Origin of the sequence: Paenibacillus polysaccharolyticus (genome assembly GCF_900102085.1) — a bacterium.
In the GTDB taxonomy this organism is placed as follows: Bacteria; Bacillota; Bacilli; order Paenibacillales; family Paenibacillaceae; genus Paenibacillus; species Paenibacillus polysaccharolyticus.
The window spans coordinates 1-12,525 of sequence record NZ_FMVM01000022.1 but is presented as its reverse complement, the minus strand read 5'-3'; the positions used below and the strand labels follow the sequence as shown (position 1 = coordinate 12,525).

Annotated in this window: 10 protein-coding genes, 1 tRNA gene and 1 riboswitch; of the genes, 3 read left to right on the top strand and 8 right to left on the bottom strand. The window is 43.8% G+C overall.

What is annotated here, in order from left to right:
- Positions 1-60: 60 nt before the first annotated feature.
- The 5 genes from BLQ13_RS24745 to BLQ13_RS24725 form a co-directional block, all read right to left on the bottom strand.
- Entirely contained in the window at positions 61-1,032 is a 972-nt protein-coding gene (locus tag BLQ13_RS24745) for an alpha/beta hydrolase (protein WP_090924371.1), read from the bottom strand.
- Positions 1,033-1,224: 192 nt separating this feature from the next.
- A complete protein-coding gene (locus tag BLQ13_RS24740) occupies positions 1,225-2,217 on the bottom strand; it encodes a LacI family DNA-binding transcriptional regulator (protein WP_090924370.1) in 993 nt (330 codons plus the stop codon).
- 86 nt (positions 2,218-2,303) lie between these two features.
- Complete coding sequence (locus BLQ13_RS24735; protein WP_090924369.1) at positions 2,304-3,128, bottom strand: carbohydrate ABC transporter permease; 825 nt, start codon at positions 3,126-3,128, stop codon at positions 2,304-2,306.
- The gene (locus BLQ13_RS24730; RefSeq protein WP_090924368.1) at positions 3,128-4,009 is read right to left on the bottom strand and encodes a carbohydrate ABC transporter permease; all 882 of its coding nucleotides are present in this window, start codon (positions 4,007-4,009) and stop codon (positions 3,128-3,130) included. The genes BLQ13_RS24735 and BLQ13_RS24730 overlap by 1 nt, the downstream gene beginning before the upstream one ends.
- A 117-nt stretch (positions 4,010-4,126) precedes the next feature.
- Positions 4,127-5,473, bottom strand: a complete 1,347-nt coding sequence (locus tag BLQ13_RS24725) for an ABC transporter substrate-binding protein (protein ID WP_090924367.1) — start codon at positions 5,471-5,473, stop codon at positions 4,127-4,129.
- 365 nt (positions 5,474-5,838) lie between these two features.
- Between BLQ13_RS24725 and xynC the strand changes: the two genes are divergently transcribed.
- On the top strand, positions 5,839-7,524 hold the full coding sequence (xynC, locus tag BLQ13_RS24720; RefSeq protein ID WP_090924433.1) for a glucuronoarabinoxylan endo-1,4-beta-xylanase XynC: 1,686 nt from the start codon (positions 5,839-5,841) through the stop codon (positions 7,522-7,524).
- Between the two features lie 187 nt (positions 7,525-7,711).
- Here xynC and BLQ13_RS24715 read toward each other — a convergent pair.
- Positions 7,712-7,796: transfer RNA gene (locus tag BLQ13_RS24715), tRNA-Leu, on the bottom strand.
- A gap of 202 nt (positions 7,797-7,998) precedes the next feature.
- A complete protein-coding gene (pelA, locus tag BLQ13_RS24710) occupies positions 7,999-8,952 on the bottom strand; it encodes a pectate lyase (RefSeq protein WP_244159453.1) in 954 nt (317 codons plus the stop codon).
- Between the two features lie 375 nt (positions 8,953-9,327).
- A riboswitch (cyclic di-AMP (ydaO/yuaA leader) is annotated at positions 9,328-9,459 on the top strand.
- 5 nt (positions 9,460-9,464) lie between these two features.
- Between pelA and BLQ13_RS24705 the strand changes: the two genes are divergently transcribed.
- Positions 9,465-9,929, top strand: coding sequence for a C40 family peptidase (locus BLQ13_RS24705; protein WP_090924366.1), 465 nt, complete (start codon positions 9,465-9,467; stop codon positions 9,927-9,929).
- A gap of 125 nt (positions 9,930-10,054) precedes the next feature.
- Positions 10,055-10,753 (top strand): hypothetical protein, encoded by a 699-nt coding sequence (locus BLQ13_RS24700; RefSeq protein WP_090924365.1) that lies wholly within the window; start codon positions 10,055-10,057, stop codon positions 10,751-10,753.
- An 86-nt stretch (positions 10,754-10,839) separates the two neighbouring features.
- On the opposite strand, the gene BLQ13_RS24695 is transcribed toward BLQ13_RS24700, so the two are convergent.
- Entirely contained in the window at positions 10,840-12,399 is a 1,560-nt protein-coding gene (locus BLQ13_RS24695; RefSeq protein WP_090914695.1) for an IS1182 family transposase, read from the bottom strand.
- Positions 12,400-12,525: the final 126 nt, after the last annotated feature.

Here is a 12,525-nt window from a genome sequence, read left to right as displayed (position 1 = left end):
TGACTCCTTTATTGTAGGGCTATCTGCTGTACAATACTTTCATTAAGACGATCACTTTTTTCAAAAATCAGAGGTTGCCCTCTCCGGTTCACGTTTTAACGCCTGAGCTAAACGCTCAATATACTCCGTTCGAATCAGCTGACTACTCTCTGCCTCGGGAGCAACATGCTCTGAAGCATGATAACACCCGGGATACAAGTGAAATTCAACCTTAACTCCTGCTCTGGACAGACGAGACACATACTCTAAGATCTCATCCCGGAACAGATCCAGCTCACCCACGCAAATATACGCAGGCGGCAGGCCTGTAAGATCGGTAGCAAGGCTGGGAGAAGCATATATAGGAACTTCAATGTTGAATTGGTGTCCGAGATACATCTTCCAGGCCGCTACATTATGCGCCCGATTCCATATCGAAGGATGTGTCATCTCATAGCTGGACGATGTGCCATTCCGATGATCCAGCATCGGATATAGCGGTAGCTGAAAGCACAGTTCAGGCCCTTTGCGATCTCTTGTCAAAAGGGTGAGGGCTACCGCCAGCCCGCCTCCTGCACTGGCTCCCCCAACGGCTATACGCTTCAGATCTATGCCTCGTGCCTCGGCTTCTTCTGACATCCATTGAAGTGTGCTATAACAGTCCTCAAGTCCTGCAGGATAAGGATGTTCGGGTGCCAATCGATAATTCGGAGAGACAACGATGCAATCAGCTCGAATCGCAAAATCCGTACAGAGCTGGTCATCCCCTTCTGGACTTCCCAGAATCATTCCTCCCCCATGAATCCATAGCAGTGCCGGCCTCTCTTGTGTATTCTCATGTACAGGTGAATAAATGCGCAGTTGCAGTTCGTTTCCATCCGATCCTTGAATATACTCATTTACGATTTGAACTGCGTCTGAAGTCTGATCAACTTGTGCTGCATTCAGATCTGCATTTGTACGTGCTCTCATCAGGTCTTCAGGCAGCTGTATAACTTCAAGTCCTAACAAACCCGCCCTTAGCTCCGGTGCAACCCTGCTCATAAAATCCATTCTGTATCCCCCTGTCTCGATCTAATGTTTAATTAATGAAGCTATAGTCATGAACGATATAAGTTGAACAATCGATATATACAAGAACATTATTACGAAAAATATAATGAACAAAGATATGCTTACACCTTATATATCAACCGGTTGACATATATAGCAAACAAGAAGAGTGCTTTCATGAAAGCACCCCTTCTATGTCGTTTCCCGCTCAATCAGCTGGACTGGGAACAGGTTTGTACCCGAAGCAATTTCTTCTCCCTGAATCTGTTGTAGAACCAAGCCGATGATTCGTTCAGCCATCTCCTGTATTGGCTGCCGTATACTACTCAGACGTGGACTGAGCAGAGAAGCGATTTTCACATCATCATAACCGATAATTCGCATATCCTCAGGGATACGTTTTCCCGCCTGGCGAGAAGCCTGCACAGCTTCAGCAGCGATGACATCACTGCTCGCAAATATACCATCAACGGCTGGATGCTGCTCCAGGAAGCCTATGATCTCCTCTTGAATCTCCAGCTCATCCCCGGCTGAAGCATCCAGTTGCAGATGAATCGGTTCAAGTCCTGCATGCTGCATCACGGCTTCATATCCTTGTGCTCGGCCATTTGCCAGCAAAGCGACATGGTGTGGCCCTCCAATCCCTCGATAGAGAAAGGCTGGCTGGCTGCAATTTTTATCAAGGAGTAGCTGCGTAGCCAGCCTGCCCCCCATCTCGTTATCCGAAGAAACGACCGGAATGTTGTCGGCCACTTCACGATCCAATGAAACAATCGGAAGATTCAGATTCAGGTAATGCTGTACATCAAGAACAGAACTGCCTGTAATGATGGCATCCACCTTGTTTTTTTTCAACATATCAATATATTTGCTTTCTTTACTAACATCTCGATTGGAGTTGCACAATAAAAGCTTATATCCAGACTTGTCCGCATAATACTCCAGATGATAAGTCATCTCACTGAAAAAAGGGTGGGATACATCTGGAATGATCAGACCAATCATATTCGATTTTTTACGAAACAAAGCTCTGGCCATCTCGTTGGGTTGATAATCAAGCTCTTTCATTACCCGATAGACCTTTTCGCGCGTTTCTTCGCTAATGTATCCTCTATTATTTAATACGCGGGACACGGTTGTAACCGATACTCCTGCTTTTTTGGCAACATCATCAATCTTGGGCATAACCGTTAACCACCTTGCTCTTTTTAATCCATTATAAGCTTAATCGTTTTCCATTTCACTCCAGTTCACTTCTTGGTACTTCAGTGCTATTTCAGTGCCCCCTCTGTAATCCCCTTGATAATCTGTTTTTGCAGAAGCAAATACATGATCAGTACCGGAATAATCGTCATAATCAACCCAGCCATGAGCGGCGCATAATCCACTGAATAGGACGAGAAGAAATTGTACGTAGATAGTGGTAATGTTTTGTGCTCCGGCGATAACAGCACCAGGCTTGGTAGCAAGTAGTCATTCCAGATCCATAACACATCCAGCACAATTAATGTCACAAATACCGGCCTTAACAAAGGAAGCACAATCTGGAAGAACGTCCGCATACGCGAACTCCCTTCGATAAAAGCAGATTCTTCGAGTTCATAAGGGATACCCTTGATAAATCCATGGAACGTAAATACGCCAAAAGGTACACCGAAACCCAGGTACATAAACAGCAAGGTTATTTTGGAGTCGAGCAGACTCATATTGCCGTATAACATCACCAGTGGGATCATTAAAACTTGAAACGGAAGAGCAAGTGAAGCCAGCATCGCATAGAAAAGAATGCCATTCACACGCCATTTAAAACGAACAAACAGATACCCCGTCATGGATGAGAAAAAAAGAATCAGCAACACGGAGCCGACGGTAATCAGCAACGAGTTCAGAAATCCATCCAGAAAATTCATATTGTCAAATGCACTGACATAGTTGTCCAGTTGAATTCCCGTTGGCAACGATAACGGATTTTCTACGAACTGCTGGGTCGATTTGAATGAGTTCATAATAATCAACAAAAACGGCGTGAGAAAAAGAAACAGCAACACGTATAGCAGTATTTTTTTCAACGAAGGAAGGAATTGGCGGATCGACATCAGGACTCGACCTCCAATCTCTTCAGCAGATACGATTGCGTCAACGCAATAATGGCGACTACGGCGAAGAGCACCACAGCCTCCGCTTGGCCGACCCCGTACTGGTTAGACAGAAATGCCTTTTGCACGATATGATAGGTCGCGAGCTCCGTAGAGTTAAACGGCCCTCCTTTGGTCAACGCAAGGTTGATATCATAGGTCAGAAACGAACGGGAAATCGAAATGAATACACAGATCACAATGGCTGGAATGGTGAGCGGTAACATGATCCGGCGTATCGTTGCCATGCGGCTTGCCCCATCGATGCTGGCAGCCTCGAGCACATCATTCGGAACCCCGGCAAAGCCGGCAATATAGATGATCATGAGATAACCAATCAATTGCCATGACGTTGTGATGACGAGCGCCCAGAAAGCTGTGTCTGTATTGGTTAACCAGGATGTTTCAAACCAGGACCAGCCATACTTTTGCCCTAAGTAAGGAAGTACTTGTGAGAACAAAGTCTGCCAAAGATATCCGAGAATGATGCCCCCAATCAGATTGGGTGTAAAAAAACCAGTGCGAAGCCATTGCTCGCCTCTCCCACCACCCGTCAACACCAGAGCAATAAAAAAAGCAGCAGCGTTTGCGATAATGACAGTGAAAAATACATATTTAAGGGTAAACCATAATTGAGTCCAGAACACGGTATCCTGCCAAACCGCGATATAATTGGATATACCAATAAATGTGTTATCCCCGGTACGAACATCCCAATTGGTGAACGTAAGGTACAATCCAACGATAAACGGGATCACAACCACTGCGAGAAAAGCGACAACGGAAGGAGCTCCAAACAGTAAGAAGGTTCCCGCGTTTCTCATCCGTATTTTTCTATCCATGTTGACCTCCTGTGGTTCCCTTGGTAACGGCTTGACGAAAGATTTGATGAACGATTTGGAACAATGGAGGATGCGCCCCCTGTATGGATGCACATCCTCTTTCGAACGTTTATAATTCTATTTTCCTGCCTGACTAGCCCAGTAAGCTTGCACTTCCTCTGCCAGTCCATTTCGATCAATTACACCTGCCAAATATTTTTGCATAGATGCACCTGTCTTTGCCCAATAATCCTGTGGTAAATAATTAATCACACTGATATTCAACACTTTACCTTGGTCTACGTAACTACTCACTGCTTCAGATAAAATGTTACTGCTTTTCACTTTGACGTCTTTGTATGGCAGTGCCAGCCCCATTTGCGCTACAATCGCATCCTGCCCCTCATCACTCGTCACCATCCACTGAATGAATGCTTTGGCTGCAGTCTGTTGTTCTTCCGTAGAACCTGAATTATCAATAGCAAAGAGTTTCGGTTCACTGTAAGCTACTTGAGTATTTCCGTAATCTTCAGGGTTGTTGCTAATCGGAACAGGGATAATGCCAAACTCTTTGTCGCGGCCTTCCAGATTACCTATAACAGCCCATGTCCAGTCACCCATGAAATAAAAAGCCGCATCTCCTTTGGCGAAATCTGTACTATCCTTGGTGTAATCTGCCACGAGTGGATCTTTACTACGTGCGTTGTATTTTTTCAGCAGATCGAAGGTATCGATTAATCCGTTAAATGCAGCATTGTCCGCGAGCTTCGAAGTTCCATTTTCCAAGTCTTTTACGAACTTACGATTGTCTTCCACGTTCTTAGATTGAAGAGAATAGGTCAGTCCCAGATAATGCGCTCCAAGTGACCAATCTGCGCCATGAAGCATGACAGGTGCTTTGCCAGCCGCCTCTACTTTTTTGAAAACAGCTTCCAGATCGTCACGAGTTTTAATGCTGTTTGGATCAAAAGAGCCACCCATCGCCTCTTCTACAACCCGTTTATTGTATAAAAGGCCATACCCCTGTGCTGTCCAAGGGATACCCAAAAACTGACCATCCAGTAGCGCTCCATCTACCGCACCAGGCTTCGTTAACCCTTCATACGTTGACTTTTCCGAATCCAGATTGAGGAATTTGTCTTTATATTGCAAGATTGTGCCTGCATCCAGATTGGCAATGGTTGCCGGATTGCCTGAAGCAAGCAAGGATTGGAACTTTTCCAGCTGCGCTCCACCAATCGGGGTAGGAATAAGCTCAATGGTTACCTCCGGATGCAGCTCATGATACGTCTTGAACAATTTCTCAAAAACACCGTTGACTTCTGCGGAGGTATTAAAAAAGGTCAATTTCACCTCTTTTGTAGCCCCTCCAGCCTGTTTGTCAGAGCCCTTTGCTGAAGAATCCGTTGTTTTACCCGAGGAACAGGCGGTAATGACCAACATCAGTATCAATACGCCAACAAACGGTACCCACGTCTTTTTCATTTCTTAACTTCCCCCCTGATGTTTGTTATGAATGCGTTTACATTTTGAATACAGCTTTATCATAAACGCTGATGATTCGATATGTCAACCGGTTGACATAAATTTTAAACAGCGCTGTTATCCTATGAAAATAGCATTCGAGTCAAAAAAACATAAAAAATTACAAACAACTGCAATATATCGGGTATTTTTCACAGGAATAATATAGTAGAATTTACAAAACAAAACTTTTTTCTCGTCAAAATATCTATTAGAACTATTTCTGAGAGGATGTGATGCCCCTTTTCGAAGTTATGCCGAGAGATTTATTTTCTTGTCCAAGCTTTCGCAAGTCACTTATATTGAGGAGAGTGAACACATTGAAGATGAAGTTTAAATTTAAAAAATCAGTCAACCTTTTGTTAGCCTGCTTAACTGCTCTACCACTGATGTTAACCCCAACGAACGTATCCGCAGCGAGTGACGCCAACATTAACTTATCCTCAGAAAAACAAGTAATCCGTGGCTTTGGCGGCATCAACCATCCGGTTTGGGTTGGTGACTTAACTGCAGCACAACGTGAAACCGCTTTCGGAAATGGTCAGAATCAGCTAGGATTCTCTGTACTCCGAATCTGGGTAGACCCGAACCCCAATAATTGGGCTCTTGAAGTTGCTACAGCCAAACGTGCGATTGAAAAGGGAGCTATCGTTTTTGCCTCGCCTTGGAACCCTCCAAGCAGCATGGTTGAGACGTTTAATCGAAATGGTGATACCAATGCTAAGCGGTTACGTTATGACAAATACGCTGCTTACGCACAACATCTGAATGACTTTGTAACATTTATGAAAAATAACGGCGTGAATCTGTATGCCATATCCGTTCAAAATGAACCGGATTATGCCCATGACTGGACCTGGTGGACTCCACAGGAAATCCTGCGTTTCATGAAAGAAAATGCAGGTAGCATCCAAGGTACCAAAGTCATGGCTCCAGAATCCTTCCAATACCTCAAAAACATTTCCGATCCAATCCTGAATGATCCACAAGCACTTGCTAACATGGACATTTTGGGAGCGCATTTGTACGGAACACAGTTTAGCAATTTTGCCTATCCTCTCTTCAAACAAAAGGGTGCCGGTAAAGAGCTCTGGATGACTGAAGTATATTATCCGAACAGTGACAACAATTCCGCTGACCGCTGGCCGGAAGCGCTGGACATCTCCTACCACATGCACAATGCAATGGTTGAAGGCGACTTCCAAGCCTATGTATGGTGGTATATCCGCAGATCATATGGTCCAATGAAGGAAGATGGTACGATCAGTAAGCGTGGATACAACATGGCTCATTTCTCCAAATTCGTTCGCCCGGGCTATGTGAGAGTAGATGCTTCCAAAAACCCGGATACAAACACTTTCGTGTCTGCTTACAAAGGGGATAATAAGGTCGTTGTCGTAGCAATAAACCGCAGTACGTCGGCAAAAAGTCAACGCTTTGTGTTGCAAAATGGTAATGCATCCACTGTATCTTCGTATGTAACAGACAGCAGTCGTAATCTGGCAAGTCTTGCACCAATTAACGTGTCCAATGGCGCATTCACAGCTCAACTCCCAGCACAGAGTGTAACCACATTTGTTGCTAATATTACTGGCGGCAACGGTGGCGGCAATGTAGGCACGGGCACCACATATGAGGCCGAAACAGGAACAACACTTACGGATGCAGTCATTGAAACAGCTTATCCGGGCTTCACCGGTTCTGGATATGTTAACTTCAACGCTTATACAGGCTCCGCAATCCAATGGAATGATATCAATAACACAATCACAGGCACCAAAAATGTAAAGTTTCGTTACGCTTTGGAAAGTGGTACGCGGACTCTAGATATTTATGTTAATGGCACAAAAGTACTCAGTAATGAGCCCTTTACTCAAACAGGAAGCTGGTCTACTTGGGGTGAAAAAACAATTCAAGTGCCTATGAATTCAGGTACGAATACACTCCGAATCGTAACAACAGGCACAGAGGGACCGAACATTGATAACATTACGGTGACAGCAGCATCATAAGTTATCTGATTTTAAACCTTTTTTTAGCTGGGCAAAAAGTAGCCAAGCTCCCATGTTGAATAGACCTAAGTTGCTCTACTCGTCTATTTTGAGACAATACTGTAATTAAAGACTGTTGATTGTTCTTTATATCATTAGATAGAAAAAGACCTCTTAGCAATAGCCTAAGAGGTCTTTTTCTATCTAATGCGGTCGAGAGGACTCGAACCTCCACGGGGGGTTAGCCCACACGGACCTGAACCGTGCGCGTCTGCCAATTCCGCCACGACCGCATATATTGTGTCTTTCCAATCATTATCGGCGACAAGAAATAATATACCACGCGTAGTTTAACATGTCAACACATCTATTCATCACCAAATAAGTGCGAAACAGATATGTATCCGATTCGCACTTATCAGGCCTGCTTCAGATTAAGCTTATATATCCGTAAGTAGTGGACTTATTAGAAAATTCGGTTAAATAAACCATTTTCTACAGCTTGGACGGCCAGTTGCCGTACCATGCATAACCGCCTCTTCTTTCCTTTTCTATATCGCTCAGCTTATATTTCACAACGCCATCACGTCCCACAAAGATCGGTTTGTCCGTACCGAGTTCATAGAAACGTGCCCAAATCGGTGATGCACTGGAATCAGCAATAATTCGGCTATCCCCATTCGCTCTCTCATACCGATATCCTGTAATTTTCACTTTATTAAACCAGGCTTCGGCACCTTTGATAGATGCAGTAATTCTTGAATTAGCCGGTCTCGTTTTCAGAAACTTCACAATGTTCACGCTCTCACCTGCAGTTAATGAAGGCACTTCATAGATTCTGGCTCCCGCAGGTCTAAGTGAACTGGAATCATGCTGTTGTCCCCAAGCCGTTAACTTCCCACCCGATACCACCTGGGTATTCAGGATAGCATCGACTCCTTTGGAAACTGCATTTTTACTGCGATTTGCAAGAGAACTGTCGATAAAGGAGAAGTTCCCCTTACGTCCTGCGACTTCATCAAGCATGTACATCACATTAATCATCGCATCATCATTATAGGTAATATGTTTATGATAGCCGGAGCTTTGATAGACTTGAGGCCAACCGCCATTGGAATACTGCATATTAAGCAAAAAGTTGATGCCCTTGACCGCTGCAGCAGAGTATCGCGGATCATTTGTTTTTTTGAATTCACTTGCTAGCCTTCTGATTTCTGAGTATGTAGCTTTGTTATCGATCGTTGATTTGGCCCATTCACCTGACGTCTGACTGTAATCTTTTCTCCAGCCTCCATCGGGGCGCTGATTCTTTAAGATATCGGACATACTCGCCGTTGTACCGGAAGCATCAGCTGCCGATACGGTCGGTACAGGAAGGATAGCCATTCCCGCTACGGAGAATACCATAGAACACGCCAGTACAAATGTTACTAATTTTTTTGCTTTCACTCGACAACACTCTCCCCATTCACAAATTTGATTACTTATATCACATATATTCCAATGAAAACAATTTAAATACAAATTATGTATTTAATATGGTTATAATATGCAATAAATATATTTTTGTCAATATATGCAACAAACCAAAAAAATTTGTTAAACAGAATGGTTTCCTTTTTAGCTCATAACAATCTTGTTTATTATCCAAGTTCTCTCATATGAAACACAAATGACTTTTTTGTAATCTTTAACTCCCTAATTTCAACAAAATGATAACTAAAATCGATAATTCCGCTAACATTGAGGCTAAATGAACACCTTTAAACAGGTTTGACAATTACGCATTTATGCAATATAGTTTCAAATAGTTACAAAAACTTAATTATTCATTTGCCGAGTTTCAGGATTGAAAACGGGGGAACCATTTTGGGTGAATTATTCTTATACATAGGAAATATAGGGAACCTTCTACCGAACCCTTAGCTAACTCCGTAGGCATCGAAGGGAGAACATTGATTTTGAAAAAACTGATTATTTCCATTTTTGGGGCTGCTGTACTATTTACATCCGGGGCAACAAGCACAGAGGCAAGCACAATTAATACGATGGTTAACAATATGACAGGCATCCCGTACAAATGGGGCGGCACAACCATGGCTGGCTTCGATTGTTCCGGGTTTATGAGATATCTTTTCAACAAATATAGCATTGAGCTCCCTCGCACGTCGCAACAACAAGCGAAAGCCGGAACACCTGTCTCCAAAGCAAGCATTCGTACAGGAGATCTGGTCTTCTTCAACACAACAGGTAGAGGCATCTCACATACGGGAGTATACATCGGTGGAGGTCAATTCGCACATGCCTCCAGCAGCAAAGGTGTCAGCATCACCAAGTTGTCCAATCCGTATTTCAATGATCGTTATGTAACCGCAAGACGGGTGACAGGTCAATTTATGTATAACAAAATGTTGGGTAAACTTTAATGCTACATGTTAAAGAAAGAAGCAGCCACAAAGGTGCTTCTTTTTTTATATCCATTTTTTGTCTTCAATTGCTTCCCTCAAATCCTGTAAAATATTTAAGGACATGAAAGGAGAACAGACAAAAAATGAAGAAGATGATGTTCGTTTTAAGTTTTGCTGCTTTAGTATTCACAATCCTAGGTTGCAGTAACGGGAATGCAAACGATTTTCGAGATTTTTCTTGGGGCACCAAGATCGACAAGGTCATTTCAACTGAAAAAAAGAATGGGAACGCTACTTATGAAGAGGACAACTTTTATGAACATGAAAAAAGCATTACATACTCTAATCTAATTGTTCTTGGTAAAAAAGCTGACGCTACATACGTTTTTATTGATCTTTTAGATAATACAAGCCGCCAGGATCTAATGAACGAAAGTAATACATTGCTTAAGGAATTAGAAAATCCAGAAACGACAGAATCAAGGAAAGAAGAAATTTACAAGCTTATGGATCAGAGAATAGAAGAAATGAAAACTGCAGCAAGTTCATATCCATTGGATGACTTCTTACTGCGACAGGCATTTTATCATTTTGACACGTTAAGCAGCCAAGAATCCGATGAAATCCTCGCAGAGCTTACTCAGAAATATGGTGAGCCGAAGATCGAAACCTTTGCTAACTCCCTTATTTTTCTTTGGGAAAATGATCGCTCAAACATCGAATATGACACAGGAAGATCCAGAATAATGTATAGTGCAAAATACTCCATCATGGAGCAATTTGCAGATGTAGACAAGTACAACAAGAAATCAAACAGTAAAGAAAGTAATGATGAACTTTAAAAAAAGGGGCTGTCTCAAAAGCCTTTAAAACGAACATCGGTGAAGAGAATGAACACCGATACGTCCGAACGAGACCAAGCAGGGGTTCATCCTGCTTGGTCTCGTTTACGTTTTTCCGCCATTGTCGCTTTTTTGAGCAGATTATGGGCAAGGCAAAGCCACCCGACCTCCAAGCTTACTTTTTGCAAGCCGCGAAGCAGGAATCTTCGGAATCCCCGATTGTTTTTCATGTGTCCAAACACGCTTTCAGGCTCGATCATGCGCTGAACGGAAAGACGATATCCTTCCTCGCTGCGCAGGCGTTCTCGCATCTCATTTTTTTGCCGCAGGTAGGTCAGGCTTATAGCAATTTCCCGATCTCCTTGCGCCTTGGTGCATGTCAATTTCATGGGGCACTGGCTACAATCTTCGCTCAGGTAATGACGGGTGCGAATCGGGTAGCCGCTCTCCGTCACTGTCCGACGTTCCACGCGAAAATGTAATGTCTGTCCAGCCGCACAGGTCCACGTATCTGACGTTTCGTTGTAACTCCAGTTGTCTACTTTATCCATAGCTCGCTGAAAAGCCCTTGTTTTTTCCTTGTGATATGTCCCGTACTTCACGATACCCTGAATGTTTTTTTCCTCCAGATAACTGTAATTTTCCTCACTACCATACCCCGCATCGGCAATGACGGTCTCCGGTCTTCGGCCTAGCATTTTTTCCAGATGATCCAGATGGGGTTTCAGGCATTTGGTATCCGTGGGCCGCTGGTGTACGCTGTAGCCCAAAACAAACTGATTTTCTGTTCCGATCTGTACATTGTATCCAGGCTTCAATTGACCATTCTGCATGTGATCTTCTTTCATTCGCATAAACGTCGCATCCGGGTCAGTTTTGCTGTAGCTGTTCCGCTCACCCGCAGTTTGAAGCTGATGCTCATATTTTTGCAGCCGAGGCAGCAAGTCCTTCCGCAACTGGCACACCGCTTTCTTCAGCGTTTTGTCCTTGGGTTTCTCGCTGAGTTTTTCTTCTAAGTGCTTTACGGCTTGCTCCAGCTTTTCCGCCGTGAGCGCCGAGGCTTCACCAAGTTCAGGCAGGTCGGCCCCAGTATGAGCGGTATCCTCTTCGTGTTCTGCCTCTTCGATGGCTTGAAACAGGGTATTTACTTTTTCTTGCAGCTTGGCCTGATGCTTGACGACAGCTTTTTTCCATACAAAGGTGTAGCGATTCGCACTCGCTTCAAGCTTGGTTCCGTCCAGAAAATAGTGATCTAATGACACATATTGTTCTTGAACCAGCAACTCCAAAACACGGGTAAACACGGTTTCCAGAACCTCTTTCATCCGCTCGGAACGAAAGCGATTGATGGTACGGAAGTCTGGCTGCTGTCGCCCGGCGAGCCACATGAACATGATATTTTCGCGAACCGCCTTGGCGATTTGCCGGGAAGAATAGATGCGCTGGGTGTAGGCGTAGATGATGATTTTAGTAAGCATTTTAGGATGATAGCTATGACGGCCACCACCAGGGTATGCGGCGGAGAAAATGGAGTCGCTAAGGCGATGAACTGCCTCGTTTACGACACGCACGAGGTGATTTTCGGGGATATCTGTCTCTAAATCCATTGGCAAGAAAAGTTGATCCATGGTATATTGAATGTACAAAGAAACCGTCTCCTTTTGTAAATGGTGGGTCGCACTTCCATTTTACCAAGGAACGGTTTCTTTTTGTTGCATAATTTTGGAGAATGGGACTATCCCAAGTTTTTTTACGACTTATGGGACAGCCCC

Coding starts and splice junctions, on each gene's coding strand:
- BLQ13_RS24700 (WP_090924365.1), top strand. CDS start 10,055: ATGAAGAAGATGATGTTCGTTTTAAGTTTTGCTGCTTTAGTATTCACA.
- xynC (WP_090924433.1), top strand. CDS start 5,839: ATGAAGTTTAAATTTAAAAAATCAGTCAACCTTTTGTTAGCCTGCTTA.
- BLQ13_RS24730 (WP_090924368.1), bottom strand. CDS start 4,009: ATGGATAGAAAAATACGGATGAGAAACGCGGGAACCTTCTTACTGTTT.
- BLQ13_RS24740 (WP_090924370.1), bottom strand. CDS start 2,217: ATGCCCAAGATTGATGATGTTGCCAAAAAAGCAGGAGTATCGGTTACA.
- BLQ13_RS24735 (WP_090924369.1), bottom strand. CDS start 3,128: ATGTCGATCCGCCAATTCCTTCCTTCGTTGAAAAAAATACTGCTATAC.
- BLQ13_RS24725 (WP_090924367.1), bottom strand. CDS start 5,473: ATGAAAAAGACGTGGGTACCGTTTGTTGGCGTATTGATACTGATGTTG.
- BLQ13_RS24745 (WP_090924371.1), bottom strand. CDS start 1,032: ATGGATTTTATGAGCAGGGTTGCACCGGAGCTAAGGGCGGGTTTGTTA.